This is a genomic window from Agrobacterium sp. CFBP2214, from assembly GCF_030209895.1.
Lineage (GTDB): Bacteria > Pseudomonadota > Alphaproteobacteria > Rhizobiales > Rhizobiaceae > Agrobacterium > Agrobacterium radiobacter.
Window position 1 is genome coordinate 76,526 of record NZ_JARVRC010000005.1, and the last position, 14,808, is coordinate 91,333.

General features: G+C 60.4%; 15 protein-coding genes and 1 tRNA gene. 10 read left to right on the top strand and 6 right to left on the bottom strand.

All coding sequences use genetic code 11. The annotated features are described in order from the left end of the window. Nucleotides 1-124: 124 nt before the first annotated feature. Both QRN60_RS14910 and QRN60_RS14915 read right to left on the bottom strand, forming a co-directional pair. Nucleotides 125-874 (bottom strand): SDR family oxidoreductase, encoded by a 750-nt coding sequence (locus QRN60_RS14910; protein WP_060723420.1) that lies wholly within the window; start codon nucleotides 872-874, stop codon nucleotides 125-127. Beyond that, nucleotides 871-1,485: a nucleoside 2-deoxyribosyltransferase gene (locus QRN60_RS14915; RefSeq protein ID WP_162686891.1), complete on the bottom strand. Its 615-nt coding sequence runs from the start codon at nucleotides 1,483-1,485 to the stop codon at nucleotides 871-873. Before QRN60_RS14915 ends, QRN60_RS14910 begins: the two co-directional genes overlap by 4 nt. 163 nt (nucleotides 1,486-1,648) lie before the next feature. On the opposite strand from QRN60_RS14915, the gene QRN60_RS14920 reads away from it, so the two are divergent. From QRN60_RS14920 to QRN60_RS14935, 4 genes are all read left to right on the top strand, one after another. Next, entirely contained in the window at nucleotides 1,649-2,275 is a 627-nt protein-coding gene (locus tag QRN60_RS14920; protein ID WP_060723422.1) for a ribonuclease D, read from the top strand. Nucleotides 2,276-2,358: 83 nt separating this feature from the next. After that, a complete protein-coding gene (locus tag QRN60_RS14925) occupies nucleotides 2,359-3,588 on the top strand; it encodes a hypothetical protein (protein ID WP_111792981.1) in 1,230 nt (409 codons plus the stop codon). A gap of 48 nt (nucleotides 3,589-3,636) precedes the next feature. Next, nucleotides 3,637-3,945 carry a hypothetical protein gene (locus tag QRN60_RS14930; RefSeq protein ID WP_003508655.1) on the top strand — a complete coding sequence of 103 codons (309 nt, stop codon included), beginning with the start codon at nucleotides 3,637-3,639 and terminating at the stop codon, nucleotides 3,943-3,945. 261 nt (nucleotides 3,946-4,206) lie between these two features. Further along, a complete protein-coding gene (locus tag QRN60_RS14935) occupies nucleotides 4,207-5,757 on the top strand; it encodes a hypothetical protein (protein WP_112346904.1) in 1,551 nt (516 codons plus the stop codon). 96 nt (nucleotides 5,758-5,853) lie between these two features. Here the strand turns inward: QRN60_RS14935 and rpsA are convergent, their stop codons facing one another. Further along, nucleotides 5,854-7,554: a 30S ribosomal protein S1 gene (gene rpsA, locus QRN60_RS14940; protein ID WP_020009998.1), complete on the bottom strand. Its 1,701-nt coding sequence runs from the start codon at nucleotides 7,552-7,554 to the stop codon at nucleotides 5,854-5,856. A 150-nt stretch (nucleotides 7,555-7,704) separates the two neighbouring features. Then, nucleotides 7,705-8,385 (bottom strand): (d)CMP kinase, encoded by a 681-nt coding sequence (gene cmk, locus QRN60_RS14945; protein WP_003508652.1) that lies wholly within the window; start codon nucleotides 8,383-8,385, stop codon nucleotides 7,705-7,707. A 199-nt stretch (nucleotides 8,386-8,584) separates the two neighbouring features. On the opposite strand from cmk, the gene QRN60_RS14950 reads away from it, so the two are divergent. Together QRN60_RS14950 and QRN60_RS14955 are read left to right on the top strand one after the other, a co-directional pair. Continuing rightward, nucleotides 8,585-8,971, top strand: a complete 387-nt coding sequence (locus tag QRN60_RS14950) for a TIGR02300 family protein (protein WP_003508651.1) — start codon at nucleotides 8,585-8,587, stop codon at nucleotides 8,969-8,971. Nucleotides 8,972-9,123: 152 nt separating this feature from the next. After that, nucleotides 9,124-9,199, top strand: a tRNA-Ala gene (locus QRN60_RS14955). 74 nt (nucleotides 9,200-9,273) lie between these two features. Here QRN60_RS14955 and QRN60_RS14960 read toward each other — a convergent pair. Together QRN60_RS14960 and QRN60_RS14965 are read right to left on the bottom strand one after the other, a co-directional pair. Beyond that, the gene (locus QRN60_RS14960) at nucleotides 9,274-9,774 is read right to left on the bottom strand and encodes a hypothetical protein (RefSeq protein WP_060723426.1); all 501 of its coding nucleotides are present in this window, start codon (nucleotides 9,772-9,774) and stop codon (nucleotides 9,274-9,276) included. A 72-nt stretch (nucleotides 9,775-9,846) separates the two neighbouring features. Further along, entirely contained in the window at nucleotides 9,847-10,221 is a 375-nt protein-coding gene (locus QRN60_RS14965) for a PAS domain-containing protein (RefSeq protein ID WP_003508649.1), read from the bottom strand. 207 nt (nucleotides 10,222-10,428) lie between these two features. Between QRN60_RS14965 and QRN60_RS14970 the strand changes: the two genes are divergently transcribed. From QRN60_RS14970 to nadC, 4 genes are all read left to right on the top strand, one after another. Next, nucleotides 10,429-11,331, top strand: coding sequence for an NUDIX hydrolase (locus QRN60_RS14970; RefSeq protein WP_003508614.1), 903 nt, complete (start codon nucleotides 10,429-10,431; stop codon nucleotides 11,329-11,331). A gap of 69 nt (nucleotides 11,332-11,400) precedes the next feature. Further along, entirely contained in the window at nucleotides 11,401-12,372 is a 972-nt protein-coding gene (gene nadA, locus QRN60_RS14975) for a quinolinate synthase NadA (RefSeq protein WP_003508608.1), read from the top strand. After that, entirely contained in the window at nucleotides 12,369-13,940 is a 1,572-nt protein-coding gene (locus tag QRN60_RS14980) for an L-aspartate oxidase (protein WP_112278390.1), read from the top strand. Before nadA ends, QRN60_RS14980 begins: the two co-directional genes overlap by 4 nt. 1 nt (nucleotide 13,941) lies before the next feature. Further along, nucleotides 13,942-14,799, top strand: coding sequence for a carboxylating nicotinate-nucleotide diphosphorylase (nadC, locus tag QRN60_RS14985; RefSeq protein WP_112278391.1), 858 nt, complete (start codon nucleotides 13,942-13,944; stop codon nucleotides 14,797-14,799). Nucleotides 14,800-14,808 lie beyond the last annotated feature (9 nt).

Sequence of the window (14,808 nt, forward strand, 5' to 3'; positions counted from 1 at the left end):
GATGATTTGAATATAGCGGTATCTGTGATTTTTAACAGAGCAAGTCTCGCAATGCAGCATTGCATTTCTGCATAGCTCCAGAATTCCTGCCCGGTTTTTCAGCACTCCCCCAAACCGTGAGAAATCAGCTTTCCCGATAGACCTGGAAACCGGCAAAGGACTGGTTGACCGGCATGAGTTCGAGGCTGTTGATGTTGATATGCTTGGGCTGCGAGGCGACCCAGTGGATAGTGTTGGCAATATCGTCCGCCGTGATCGGATTGACGCCCTTGTAGAGATTATCCGAGGCTTCCTGATTGCCGCCGGTGCGCACCAGCGTGAATTCCGTTTCGCACATGCCCGGTTCGATCGAGGTTACCCTGACGCCCTTGCCATGCAGGTCGGAACGCAGGCCGAGCGAGAATTGCCGCAGGAACGCTTTGGTACCGCCATACACATTGCCGCCCAGATAGGGGTAGTGCGCAGCAACAGACGAAAGGTTGATAACAATACCCTTGCGCTCGATCAGCGTCGGCAGCAGATGGTGGGTGACGTTCAGGAGACCAGTGATGTTGGTGTCCACCATGGTCTGCCAGTCTTTCAACGGCACCTGCGGCGCGGGCGCCGTGCCGAGTGCAAGGCCGGCATTGTTGACGAGAATGTCGATATCCCTGAATCCATCAGGCAAGCCGGCCAGCGCCTTTTTTGTCGCCTCCTCGTCGGTGATATCGAAGGCGACGCCATGAAAGGCGGAACCGAGTTCAGCCGAAAGCGCCTCCAGCCGTTCCGCCCGCCGGCCCGTGCCGATGACCTTCCAGCCTTCCTTGACGAAGCGCTGCGCCGTGGCCTGTCCGAAACCGGATGTCGCGCCGGTGATGAGGATGGTTCCGCTCATGATGATGCCTCCACTATATCAGTTCGTTCGGGGTCAATCGGTGTCAATAATTTTTCAGCCGCCGCCGTGAGGCAGCGTCTATAGGCGTCCAGATCCGTATACAGAGCGTCTTCCGGTGCATCGCCGACGATGATGATACCGCCGCGCCGCAAAATCCCGCCATGCAGCATCAGATTGTCGACCATGTCGAAATTCTCAATCGACAGCCCGTCCGGTCCGCGATAGCGGCCCGTTTCATCCAGGGTAGCAACGCCGCCATAATGCGCCTTGATACGGGTGAAATGATTGGCCGCGACATTGGTATAGGCGAAAACCGGCTTGCCCAGCGCGCACATGAAGCCCAGCTCGTAGCTCGTTCCCGTATCGGCGGCGATGCCGCGGAACGGCGTGAGATTAGCAATGATCGCGTCCGCTTCCAGCATCATCTGCTCATCGACGGCATTGATGTTGCAACCGTGGCCGATCCTGGTGTCCGCCGGCGGAATCTGCAGATCACCCGGCGAAAGCGGTATGAAACCGGCTTCCCGCGCCAGCGAGGCCTTGAGGTCGAGCATTTCACGCGCATTCGGGAGGAAGACTTCCGGGCCGGCGAGATAGATTTTCTTTGTCATCGGGAATTCATGCGATCTGTCAGGAAAGGATGTTCCGAACCTAACCCGGGCTGTTTCGCAAAGGCAAGCCGAAGGAGGACGGAAACGACCCATAAAACGGTATCGTCCAGACGCTCTTTCCGTTATAGCCGGTGCCATAAACAGGAAATTTCCGGAGCAAGACATGGCAGCCACCATCCGCTATCACGAAGGCGATATTTCCGCCGAAGATGCAGCCCGCTACACCGGTGCTATCGCCATCGACACGGAAACGCTGGGGCTGGTGCCGCGCCGCGACCGTCTCTGCGTCGTCCAGCTTTCGCCGGGCGATGGCACGGCTGACGTCATCCGCATCGCCGCCGGCCAGACGCAGGCCCCGAACCTCGTCCGCATGCTGGCCGATCCCGCCCACCAGAAGATTTTTCACTACGGCCGTTTCGATATCGCCGTTCTGTTCCATACCTTCGGCGTGACGACCACACCGGTCTTCTGCACCAAGATCGCCTCGCGGCTGACCCGTACCTACACGGACCGGCATGGCCTTAAGGACAATCTGAAGGAAATGCTGGAAGTCGACATCTCCAAGGCGCAGCAATCCTCCGACTGGGCGGCCCAGCCCCTGTCGCCCGCCCAGCTCGAATATGCCGCCTCCGACGTGCTCTATCTGCACGCACTGCGTGACAAGCTGACAGCCCGCCTCATCCGCGACGGCCGCCTCGACCATGCCGACGCCTGTTTCGCCTTTCTGCCGACCCGCGCGAAACTCGATCTCCTCGGCTGGGAAGAAACGGATATTTTCGCCCATAGCTGAGCCTTCAGCCGCTTCGTTTAAGCACTGATTTACCAGAACTGCCTATTCTCGGCCGCAACTTTGGGCGGCCGGGAACTTTGAAGATGATCACTCCGCTACAGCAGACGGCGGGCATTGCAGTCAGCGAACTCATGCGCTCGATGGTGGAAGCCATCGAGGACCGCCAGCGCGAAGAGCAGGAAAAGGCGAACGGCACCCAAAAGGACGATGCGGTCAAGACCAACCCGCAGCCGGACGAAAGCCATCGCGCCGCCAATGAAAAGATAAGCGCCTATCTCTTCGGCATCATGAAACCGGACGCCGATGCTTTCGCCTCACTTGTTTCCCGCTTTTCCTCCGCCCTCGGCATCACACAGGAAGCCGACGAGTCGAGCTTTTCCTTCGCCAAAAGACTTCAGGATGCCCTGACGCTGACGGACAGTTTCGAAAAAACCGATGCGCAGGGAAAAGCCACGAAAATTTCCCTGACCTCTTTCGGTGTTTCGGAGGGACAGGTCGTCGAGGTGCTGAATAATGGCGCCACCACCAAGACCGATCCCATGGCCGCCCTCGCCGCCCGCATCGCCAAGGGCGCCGGCCTGACGGGCAACGAAGATAATTTCGGCGATGAGATGTCGAAAGCCATCATGGCGATGCGCGCGACTTTGCCGAAAAATGTCAGTGAACTGGAAGAAACCACCGGCCTCAAGCAACTCGGCATCTCCGCCAGACAGATGATCGCCGCCATCGCCAACCCCTATGGCGACGAGGCGCGCGCCGTGAAAGGTGCGCTGGACACGCAGGCGCAGGGCACACGCTTCATGACGCGGGAGACCCTGAAAGTCATTCAGCGTCTCGAAGATGTCGCCGATCCCAAAACCAAAGAAGAGTTGCAGGCCGAACGCGGTAAAGAGCGCATTGGCGAAATCAACGATGCGGAAGTGAAGGCGGAGCGGGAAGAGGATATCCAGGCCCTCGATGCGCAGGGCAAGCTTGAAGACGTGCAGGAACTCCAGGACGTCGTGAAGGAGCATATCGATGCTTCCGGCGAGGAAAAGACGGTAGACGCCGATCCGCAGGCGTCGGCCGACATATCATCGGAAACCGCCCTGATCTCCGTGCTTGCGGCTGCGCCTGCGGATGAAGCCGAGCCGGCGAAGAACGAAGATGAACCTGCCGAGACAGACGCAGCCACCAATCCGGCCGATGCGGAAGACGACGCCGAAAAACTGCTCGATGCGCAGACACTTGTCGAAGAGACCCGCAATGCCATTCTGCCGGTCTCGATCGACGACAATGGCCTTTATGAACTGCTGAAGAAAAAGGCGGCATGATTGCCGCTTCCGAAAGTCACTTGAGCGAAACATGATGTGAGTTCAGACATGACCGATATTTCCGGCCTATCCGGCAGCGTCGTTTACGACAATGAGCCCAATGCGGCGCAGGCCCTGCTGTCCATGGCCGCCCCGCCGCTTGTTCCCGATGACGGGGCCTTCACCGCAGCCGGCGAAGAGGACAATCCCATCGCCCCCATTGAAATGCAGCCAGAGCGAAGCCTTCCCAAGGCAAGCTGGCTGGATGCGATGCCACCGGAGGCTTTTGAGGCCGCAACCAGCGACCCCGATCATATTTCCTCTGTCAATTCCGACGATAACGGCCTTTACCGCATGTTCATCGGCGTCTCACCCTGATTGCGCCCGCACAGGCAATTCTTTGGTTAGCCAAATCTTAATATCTGCAAGCCAAGATTGAACCAGATGATTCTGTATGCGCTGCAACCGACATTTGCGGCCAGAGGCGTATACGGCGCTCCCGCATGAGCGGGCGAGATGACACCTGTCCATCACCGGCGCGGCGATTTTTCAACATTTAAGCCAGATGCGGATCAGAGAGCCAATGGGGATTGGCCCTTTCGCAGCCAGCGGCGGTCACCGATAGAAACGGAGCGCAGCATGTTACCGCCTGTACCGAAAATTGCGGCAACCGATGCCGCCTATGGAACCACGGTCCCGCTGATGCCGCGCGGGCAGGTGAAAGAGACCACACCGCCGCAACCGAGCAATCCCGTCCCTGAAAATAGCGGCAGTCTTTTTGCCCGGGCGGCAATCGCCTCCCTCACCAGCGAATTTCAGCTCTCCCGCAGCACCGCCGTTCTGGCGGAAGCGCTCGGCAAGCTGATGAACCTGCCGCGGCGGGATGGCGAAGCGATCCAGACCTATGTGACGCGACTGACAGAGGCGCTCCGCACCCTGCCGGCGCCACAACGTCTGGCGCTTGAACAACAGGTCGGCAAAGCCCTGCAGGGCCTGACGCTTTCAATGCTCGCCGAAATCCTGAAACAGCCGACCGGGCCGGATGCTGCCCGCCTCGCGCTGCTGATCGAGCTTTCCCGTTACAAGGGAGCGGATCTGGCGGCAAAGGCGGTGGTCTCCTCCTATCAGCAGAACAATTCCTCCAATCCCACCCCTGCGCAATCGGCACCGCCGAAACAGCAGAACGCGCCGGGCCAGAATGCCGAAGGTCGCCCCTCTCCGGCCGTGACCGCACAGGCGGCAAATTCCGCGACCGCCAGCCGGCTTCTGCCTCTGCTCATCGGCCCGCTCGCCCTCAGTGGCGCAGCGGTGAAAGCCACGGTGGCGGCGCTAACCGCGCAGCTGGACCCTCGGCCCACGCTTTCCGCCCCGCCTGCCGACACACATGATACGCCAAGCAATGCCGCAAAGCCGGATGGAAGAGCCGAAAACACGGCACGTCCGCTTCCGCCTCAGACCGGCAACGTGACAAAGGAGGTGTCGGGCGAAATCCGCCTGGCAAACCCGCCTCGCGCCGAAACCGGTGAAACGCGCCCTGCCCTGCCGCATCGAGAGATAACGAAGGCGGAGCAGAAAGAGCCCCGCACGGGCTTTAACCCACCGTCCGGTCCGCTCGCGGACGACGCCGAGACCATGAATACCCTGCTGCTTGCCGCCACGGCTGGCAAACTTCCTGCCAAGGCAGCCGGCACACAGCAGTCTCTGCCCGCGCCGCAAAGTGGCGCGCAGCAGCCCTTCGACGATCAGGCCGTGGAAAAACCCGCCCTCGCAACGGCCGCCGCCCGCCCCTCCGGCGAAGAAACGGAAACGGCGACCCATCGTCCCGAAACCCAGCTGCAGCCGCGGGCCATGCTGGACCCGGAAGCGAGAATGGCGATGCTGGAGCAATCGGCCTCGCAATCATTGATCGCCGCCGCCCTGGTAAAAGACGGCACGCCGCTGCCGCTCGTCGCCTATCCGCCGGCGGACGAGGACTATGAATCGGAAACCCCGCCGCGGGGAGGCGGCCCCTTTTCCGAGGATGAGGCGGAAGGTGAGGCCGAGGCCGGCGCTGAAAACTCCGATGGTCAGGACGATACGGAAGAACGCATTGCTGCCAATGACACGACAGACGAGCGGGAAAGCACGCCTGCGGCGGCTTCCGACGACAGCGCGGAAAATTATTATCTCAAGATGAGCGGCATGCTCTGAGAAGAGCGCCGGTGCCCGCCCGCCGGCGCAACCTGAAAGCAATAAAAAACCCGCCGGAAAATTCCGGCGGGTTCTTCATTTCAAAGATCTTGGCGATTATTCGCCGCGGTTCTTCAGAGCCGCGCCGAGGATGTCGCCGAGCGAAGCGCCCGAGTCGGAAGAACCGAACTGTGCGACGGCTTCCTTCTCTTCAGCGATTTCCAGAGCCTTGATCGAAAGCATGACCTTGCGGTCCTTCTTCGAGAAGTTGACGACGCGGGCGTCGACAACCTGGCCAACGGAGAAGCGCTCAGGGCGCTGCTCGTCACGGTCACGGGAAAGGTCAGCGCGACGGATGAACGAGGTGAGGTCTTCGTGGTTGACGAGCTTCACTTCGATGCCGCCATCGTTGACGCCGATGACTTCAGCGGAAACGACTGCGTTCTTGCGCAGGTCGCCGGAAGAAGCGGCTTCGCCGACAGCATCCTTGCCGAGCTGCTTGATGCCGAGCGAGATGCGTTCCTTCTCGACGTCAACATCGAGAACGACGGCCTTGACCACGTCACCCTTGTTGAACTCTTCGATGACCTGTTCGCCCGGACGGTTCCAGTCGAGATCCGACAGGTGAACCATGCCGTCAACATCGCCTTCGAGGCCAATGAACAGGCCGAATTCGGTCTTGTTCTTGACTTCGCCTTCAACTTCAGTGCCGGCCGGATGGCTGTAGGCAAATGCCTGCCACGGGTTTTCCAGCGTCTGCTTGAGGCCGAGCGAGATACGGCGCTTGGACGGATCGACTTCGAGAACGACAACGTCGACTTCCTGGCTCGTGGACAGGATCTTGCCGGGATGTACGTTCTTCTTGGTCCAGGACATTTCGGAAATGTGGATCAGGCCTTCGATGCCCGGCTCCAGCTCAACGAATGCACCGTAGTCGGTGATGTTCGTGACCGTACCGGAGATCTTCTTGCCAACCGGGTACTTGGCGGAGATGCCATCCCACGGATCGGACTCGAGCTGCTTCATGCCGAGCGAGATACGGTGGGTTTCCTGGTTGATGCGGATGATCTGAACCTTGACCTGCTGGCCAATGTTGAGGATTTCCGAAGGATGGTTGACGCGGCGCCATGCCATGTCGGTAACGTGCAGCAGGCCGTCGATGCCGCCGAGGTCAACGAACGCACCGTAATCGGTGATGTTCTTGACGACGCCGTCAACAACCTGGCCTTCTTCGAGGTTCTGAACGATTTCAGAACGCTGCTCGGCGCGGGACTCTTCGAGAACCGTGCGGCGCGAAACAACGATGTTGCCGCGACGCTTGTCCATCTTGAGGATTTCGAAGGGCTGCGGGTTGTGCATCAGCGGGGTAACGTCGCGGATCGGACGGATGTCGACCTGCGAACGCGGAAGGAAGGCAACAGCGCCGTCCAGATCGACGGTGAAACCACCCTTGACCTGGTTGAAGATAACGCCTTCGACGCGTTCGCCAGCTTCGAACTTGGCTTCGAGCTTGACCCAGCTTTCTTCGCGGCGAGCCTTCTCGCGCGACAGAACGGCTTCGCCGAGAGCGTTTTCGATGCGCTCGACGTAAACTTCGACTTCGTCGCCGACCTTCAGCGTGCCGTCCTTGGACTTCGCGCCGAATTCCTTCAACGGTACGCGGCCTTCAACCTTGAGGCCGACGTCGACGATGGCAACGTCCTTCTCGATTGCCGTTACGATACCCTTGGCAACATAGCCTTCGGCAAGATCGTTAGAGGCAAAGGATTCTTCGAGAAGCGCTGCGAAATCTTCGCGCGTGGGGGTAGATACTGACATGAAATCTCCTGATTGCATCCGCGCTATGACGAATACAAAAGCGCCGGTGGGCTAGTGTTGTTGATACCCGACCCCATGCCCGCCTTTTCAAAAGGCTTTCCGGCGCAAGGACATGACTTCGGGCAATTCCGGACTAAACGCGGACCGAATTCAAGCGGTTCCGCGAGAAACCTGTTTCTCCAGGGCGGCGTCGATGATCGTCCGCGCGGCCTGAAACGCCGCCTCTATACTCATTTCCGACGTATCTAGCAAGTGCGCGTCTTCAGCCGGCTTCAACGGGCTGTCAGCGCGGCCCATGTCGCGCTCGTCGCGTTTTTTCACCTCAGTGAAGATGGCATCATAATCGCCGCTGCCGCCATTGGCCAGAATTTCGTCGTAACGGCGTCGCGCCCGCACGTCGGCAGAGGCCGTGACGTAAAGTTTCACCGGCGCCTGCGGGCACACCACCGTGCCGATGTCGCGTCCGTCAAGCACCGTGCCCGGCTCCTTCAAGGCAAAACGCTGCTGCGCCTTGACGAGCGCGCGTCTCACCGGCGTCATCACCGCTATTTTGGACGCCGCCTCACCAATATCGTGCCGGGAAAGAACGGCGCGATCGAGCCCCGCAAGATCGACCTCCAGCGCCATCTTCTCGGCCACGGCCTCGTCATCGAGCGGCAGGCCGGCATCCAGAAGCGCCTTGGCGGTTGCCCTGTAGGTCAGCCCGGTATCGAGATGGTGGAAACCATAGGTCTCGGCGATCCTGCGTGATAGGGTTCCTTTGCCCGCCGCGGCCGGCCCGTCTATGGCGATCGTGAAGGTCATGAAGCTTTCCGCCTGTGCATCCGTCATTGATATAATAGAGTGTGTCATGCCTCCCTATTTATATCAGCATCCCCGCATAGGGGTTGCGCCGAGGCAGGCGGCACCCGAAGTTTGTCTTTGACACGAAAGAGCGCAACGATTAAGGGGACCGGCTATAAATTTTACCGTCTATGCCGGTTTTACGGCGTACACACCGAAACTCATCCGACAATTTGAGGCTTAGACAGTGGCAAAAGCGGAACTTGGTACCAAGCGCACAGACCCCGATACCGGCAAGAAGTTCTACGATCTGAACCGCGACCCGGTCGTTTCTCCCTACACCGGCAAGTCCTGGCCGCTGTCCTTCTTCGAGGAAAGCACCGCCCAGGCCAAGATGGAGCAGGCTGAAGAAGAGGAAGTGGCGGAAGTCGATACCGAAAACACGGAAGTCGAACTCGTCTCGCTGGAAGATGCCGATGGCGACAACAGCGGCGACGAAATCCCTGATCTGGGTGACGACGATGACGTCGAAATCGACGACGATGACGACACCTTCCTCGAAACCGACGACGAAGATGACGACGACGACATGTCCGGCATCATCGGCGTATCGGGCGACGACGAAGAAGCTTGATTTTACTCGATAATTCGGCCCGACGACAAAAAAATGACGCCGGGCCGTTTTTTATGCTTGCACTCGTCGGAAAGCCGCAGTAGTAAGCCGCCACCGAACGGAACAACAACCGCTTCGGTTCCCGGAACCGGAAGAAATGCCGGAACCCTTATGGGGCTATAGCTCAGCTGGGAGAGCGCTTGCATGGCATGCAAGAGGTCAGCGGTTCGATCCCGCTTAGCTCCACCAAATCTTCTCAGACAATAAATTCTGCTTTCGGCCAACCGGTCCTATTCATCTTTTAGGCCATTTGACGTCATCGCCTATTGCAGCAGCGCCCGCACATCCTGCCCGTTGATACGGCACTCCAGGGAACCCGGCGCACTCACCTCCTCCACCACCCGACATTCGAGATATCTGCCGCGCAGCCGGTTCTCCAGCGCCTTGAAGGCGTTGAGGCCGCAGGCGTAACGGCGGCCGTCGGGGCCGGTGCAGACGCGGTTGCGTTCGACCTCCTCCACGCCGGCGAGGCGGAATTCCTGGCCCTTGAAGGTAAAGCGGTTGCTGGAAATCACACGCAGGCGCTGGTCCGCATGCATTTTTATCGGATAGAGATCTGGCGGCGTCGGAATGCGCTCGTAATTTTGGCTACGGGGATCGACCCGCACCGGCGAGGTGGTCCACAGCAGTTCCGTATTGGCGGCAAGGCTCGCCGGTGCGGAGGTCGCCTCGCCATTGACGAGCGAGGCGATGCGGATGCCGGCTATGCCGAGGCCTATGGCAAGGACGATCTGAAACAGCAAAATTGCGATCTGCCTGACCATGTCACCGCAACATCAAAACAATGAACGACATAAAATAAATCGGCCGTCTTTACGAAAGTGACCGGCCGCATATCACATCAATAAAACCTTGCACGCACTGACATCCCGCACGGTGCCCATGGCCATGATCGGGAGCTGGTCGCTATCCAGGATCACCCGTCCGGTTGTCCGCAACCAGCGGAAACCGCCGGATTTGAGCTGAATGCGATATTCCTGATCATAGAACACGCCATTTGTCAGCGAATTATAAACCGCCTTGGCGACGCGTGCGCGCGAGCCGCTTTCGATCTGCGCGATGAAATCTTCGACCGGAATGCCGCAGGCGGCTTTTTCCGGCGAGAATTCGCGCAGGCGGGCCGCCACGGCATCGAGATAGATCAGGTTCTGCCCGATGTTCCAGGTATAATAACCCACAAGTGTCTCTTCGAGCGATATGTTCTCCAACATCGGCCTTCTACCGTCTGAAATGCTTGTGCGGGTCTGTAACATACCAGACGATAGACGGCTAACCACAAGAATTCATCCTTTTGTCTGATGAGACGCGGTTTTGTGGGCGGCGGATTATCGACAGCCCATTTCGGCCGCCATGTTGGCGAACCAACCTTCCTGTGCCAAAGAAGGTTGACCCTAGAGCCAACGACCAGAGGAGCCGCCGTGACCATCGGGCTTGCCCATGCCGAACTCATCGCCGTCGTCACCGCCATCACCACGGATGAGCCGCGGGTCATGACCGTTCGGGAAGGCGCAGCACTTCCGTCGGGGCCGTTCGAATTCGGGCACAGAACGCTCCAGAGCGGGTTGCGGGAATGGATCCACGAACAGACCCACCACCCCGTCGGTTATCTCGAACAGCTCTACACCTTCGCCGATCGCGACCGCAACAACGACATTTTGGGCGGCAGAACCATCTCCATCGGTTATCTTGGGCTGGTTCGCGAGCAGGAAGCCTCAGGCGGCAAACGCGCCCTTTGGCACGGCTGGTACGAATATTTCCCCTGGGAAGATCATCGCCAGGGACGCCCTGAGGTTTTGGACAGCATCATCGACAGGCTGCGTGCTTGGGCGGATTCCGATCCCGCCTGCAAAAGCCAGCGCCATTTGCGGGCGGACTTCACCTTCGGCCTAGATGGCGGCGGCTGGAACGAGGAACTGACCCTGCAGCGCTATGAGCTGCTGTATGAAGCCGGGCTGGTTGAGGAAGCGCAGGGCGATCCGCGGATCAATTTCGGCAGGCCCATGTTTGCCGATCACCGCCGCATTCTCGCCACCGGCATTGCGCGATTGAGGGCCAAGATCAAATACCGGCCGGTGGTGTTCGAATTGATGCCCGATGCCTTCACGCTCCTGCAGCTGCAGCGCGCTATCGAGGCGCTGGCCGGGCTGACGCTGCACAAGCAGAATTTCCGCCGGCTGATTGAACAGCAGCAGCTGGTGGAAGAAACCGGCGACATGGCGACCGAAACCGGCGGCCGCCCGGCAAAGCTTTTCCGCTTCCGCCAGACCGTTCTCGATGAACGCGCCCTCTCAGGTACAAAACTGCCCCTCTCCCGCAATTGACATATACTCACAATGAGAATATCTCTTTGTCCTAGATATACTCAAACAGAGTATAAATGGGAGAGTGCCGTGAACGAACAGATATCCGCCGCAAGCCTCTATGATCGCGTCGCCCGGGTGATTCCCAAGGCCGAATGGATGGGCTTTCAGGACGATGTGGATGCGATCCTCGAGTTGAAGCGCAAGCGAAACGCGGTCATCCTCGCCCATAATTACCAGACACCGGAAATCTTCCACGGCGTCGCCGATATCGTCGGCGACAGCCTTGCCCTTGCCCGCAAGGCGATGGAAGTGGAAGCGGATGTGATCGTTCTCGCCGGCGTGCATTTCATGGCCGAGACGGCAAAGCTGCTCAATCCGCAAAAAACCGTGCTCATTCCGGATATGGGCGCAGGCTGCTCGCTGGCGGATTCCATCACGCCCGAGGACATTGCCCTTCTGCGCAAGGCCTATCCCGGCGTTCCGGTTGTCACCTATGTGAACACGTCCGCTGCGGTGAAGGCGGCCTCCGACATCTGCTGCACGTCAGGCAATGCCCGCCAGGTGGTGGAATCGCTCGGCGTGCCGCGCGTGCTGATGCTGCCGGATGAATATCTGGCAAAGAACGTGGCGAAGGAAACCAATGTCGAACTGATCGCCTGGCGCGGCCATTGCGAGGTGCATGAACTGTTCACCGCCGATGACATCAGAGAACTCAGGGAAAGCCATCCCGGCGTCACCGTGCTGGCGCATCCGGAATGTCCGCCCGATGTCGTGGAGGCCGCGGATTTTTCCGGTTCCACCGCCGTCATGTCCGACTATGTCGGCCGCGAACGCCCCGCCCGCGTGGTGCTTCTGACGGAATGCTCGATGAGCGACAATGTCGCCGTACATCACCCGGATGTCGAATTCATCCGTCCCTGCAATCTCTGCCCGCATATGAAGCGCATCACGCTTGGCAACATCCGCACGGCCCTTGAGGAAAACCGCCACGAAGTGACGGTCGATCCGGCTATCGCCGTCGCCGCCCGCCGCGCCGTGGAAAGGATGCTGGAAGTATGAACGAACGCCTCCCGTCGCATGCGGGCTGGACGGTCATTGTCGGCAGCGGCATTGCCGGCCTGATGGCGGCGCTGACGCTTGCGCCGCAGCCTGTGCTGCTTATCACACGCGGCGTTCTCGGCGGCGAGACGTCCAGCGCCTGGGCGCAGGGCGGTATTGCGGCAAGCCTCGGCCCCGACGATAGTGCAGCCCTCCACCTTGCCGATACGCTCGCCGCGGGTGACGGCCTCTGCGATGCTGAAATGGCCGCAGAGATCGTTTCCGCCGCCCCCGCCGTCATCGAGGCGCTGGAGCAGGCGGGGGTGCGCTTTGACCGTGATGCCGCGGGCAGGCTCGTCTTCGGGCTGGAGGCCGCCCATGGCAGAAGGCGCATCCTGCATGCCGAAGGTGACGGTTCGGGCGCGGCCATCGTCACGGCTCTCGCCGCCAGCGTTCTTCGCACACCCTCCATCACCGTTCTGGAAGGCACGGAAGTTCGTCGCCTGCTGACGGAAAACGGCGCCATCGCCGGTCTCGCCTGCATCGGCCCCAAAGGCTGCTTTACGTTGCCGGCCACACAGGTCGTTCTCGCCACCGGCGGCCTCGGCGGGCTTTATGAGGCGACGACCAATCCATCCGGCAATTTCGGACAGGGCATCATGCTCGCCGCCCGCGCCGGCGCCATCCTCGCCGATATGGAATTCGTCCAGTTTCACCCGACGGCGCTTTCCTCGCTACGACGGCCGCTGGCGCTGGTGAGCGAGGCAGTGCGGGGCGAAGGCGCACTTCTACTTAATGAGAACGGCGAACGTTTCATGGCTGATGTTCCGGGTGCGGAACTCGCCTCGCGCGATATTGTCGCCCGCGCCATCGACCGCGAAATGTTGCGCGGCGGCAGGGTCTTTCTCGATGCCCGCAAGGCGCTCGGCTCGGGCTTTTCCACCCGTTTCCCCTCGATCGACCTGCTCTGCCGGGAGGCAGGGATAGACCCCGCCCGCGAACTCGTGCCGGTCCGCCCGGCGGTGCATTACCATATGGGCGGCGTCGCCACCGATGGCAGAGGCCGAAGCTCGTTGCCGGGCCTTTGGGTTGCCGGCGAAACCGCCTGCACGGGGCTGCATGGCGCAAACAGGCTTGCCAGCAATTCCCTGCTGGAAGCGGCCGCCATGGGCATGCGCGCAGCGGAAGACATTGCCAGCAGGCCGACATATGCTGGAAAACAGCCAGCTGATATCGCAACCCTCCCCGTGCCTGACTTCCCGGCAGTCGACCTCTCTCCCGTCCGGCCCATCGTTTCCCGCCATCTCGGTATCGTGAGACATGCTGAAGGACTGACGGGCGCGATCCGTGATCTTCTGCCATTGACTGAGCGGAACGGCCCGGCATCCGATCCCGCCCTTGTTGCGCTGGCCGTCGCCGTCTTCGCGGCGCAACGCACGGAATCGCGCGGCGCGCATTTCCGCGACGATTTTCCTGAAAAGGACGCAGCGGCGACAAGGCGCAGGCTGAGCCTTAGCGACGTGATTACCATCGCCCACGAATTTTCCTCTTCCAGCCATTCTTCGGCCAGCCTTGCGCGGAGCGCCTGACATGATCCTTTCTCCCCTGCCACGCCTCATCATCGAACCGCTCGTGCGCAACGCCCTCCTGGAAGACCTCGGGCTGGCGGGCGATATCACCTCCGCCGCCGTCATTCCCGCCGATCATCGCTCGGTCGTCGTCATGGCTGCGCGCGAACCGGGCGTTATTGCCGGTCTCGATGCGGCGGACCTTGCTTTCCAGCTGGTAGACCCGGCCATCGTGATGAAACGGCATGTGCAGGATGGGGCAAGCGTGGCCCCCGGCGATATCATCGCGACGATCGAAGGCCCCTCGCGCGGCCTTCTGACGGCGGAGCGCACGGCGCTGAATTTCCTTGGCCACCTGTCGGGCATCGCCTCCGTCACCGCAAAAATCGTTGCCGCCATTGCCGGCAGCAAAGCCTCGGTCGCCTGCACCCGCAAGACGACGCCGGGGCTGAGAGCACTGGAAAAATATGCCGTGCGCGCCGGCGGCGGCATGAACCATCGTTTTGCGCTCTATGACGCTGTTCTCATCAAGGACAACCATATCGCCGTGGCCGGCAGCGTGCGCGACGCCATCCGCCGCGCCCGGCAGGGCGTGGGGCATCTGGTCAAGATCGAGGTGGAAGTCGATACGCTTGCGCAGCTGCGTGACGTCATGGACGAGGGCGTCGATGCGGTTCTCCTCGACAATATGACACCCGAACAGCTTCGCGAGGCCGTAGGGATCGTCGCCGGTCGCGCCATGACCGAAGCGTCCGGCCGCATCAATCCGCAAACGGCCGCGGCCATCGCCACAACCGGCATCGACCTCATTTCTGTCGGCTGGCTGACCCATAGCGCACCGGTTCTCGATATCGGGCTGGATTTTGAGAACCAGGGTTGAGTTTGCGAT

Coding starts and splice junctions, on each gene's coding strand:
- QRN60_RS14910 (WP_060723420.1), bottom strand. CDS start 874: ATGAGCGGAACCATCCTCATCACCGGCGCGACATCCGGTTTCGGACAG.
- cmk (WP_003508652.1), bottom strand. CDS start 8,385: ATGACGGATGCACAGGCGGAAAGCTTCATGACCTTCACGATCGCCATA.
- nadC (WP_112278391.1), top strand. CDS start 13,942: ATGATCCTTTCTCCCCTGCCACGCCTCATCATCGAACCGCTCGTGCGC.
- QRN60_RS14935 (WP_112346904.1), top strand. CDS start 4,207: ATGTTACCGCCTGTACCGAAAATTGCGGCAACCGATGCCGCCTATGGA.
- QRN60_RS14925 (WP_111792981.1), top strand. CDS start 2,359: ATGATCACTCCGCTACAGCAGACGGCGGGCATTGCAGTCAGCGAACTC.
- QRN60_RS14930 (WP_003508655.1), top strand. CDS start 3,637: ATGACCGATATTTCCGGCCTATCCGGCAGCGTCGTTTACGACAATGAG.
- QRN60_RS14960 (WP_060723426.1), bottom strand. CDS start 9,774: ATGGTCAGGCAGATCGCAATTTTGCTGTTTCAGATCGTCCTTGCCATA.
- rpsA (WP_020009998.1), bottom strand. CDS start 7,554: ATGTCAGTATCTACCCCCACGCGCGAAGATTTCGCAGCGCTTCTCGAA.
- QRN60_RS14915 (WP_162686891.1), bottom strand. CDS start 1,485: ATGACAAAGAAAATCTATCTCGCCGGCCCGGAAGTCTTCCTCCCGAAT.
- QRN60_RS14980 (WP_112278390.1), top strand. CDS start 12,369: ATGAACGAACGCCTCCCGTCGCATGCGGGCTGGACGGTCATTGTCGGC.
- QRN60_RS14965 (WP_003508649.1), bottom strand. CDS start 10,221: ATGTTGGAGAACATATCGCTCGAAGAGACACTTGTGGGTTATTATACC.
- QRN60_RS14920 (WP_060723422.1), top strand. CDS start 1,649: ATGGCAGCCACCATCCGCTATCACGAAGGCGATATTTCCGCCGAAGAT.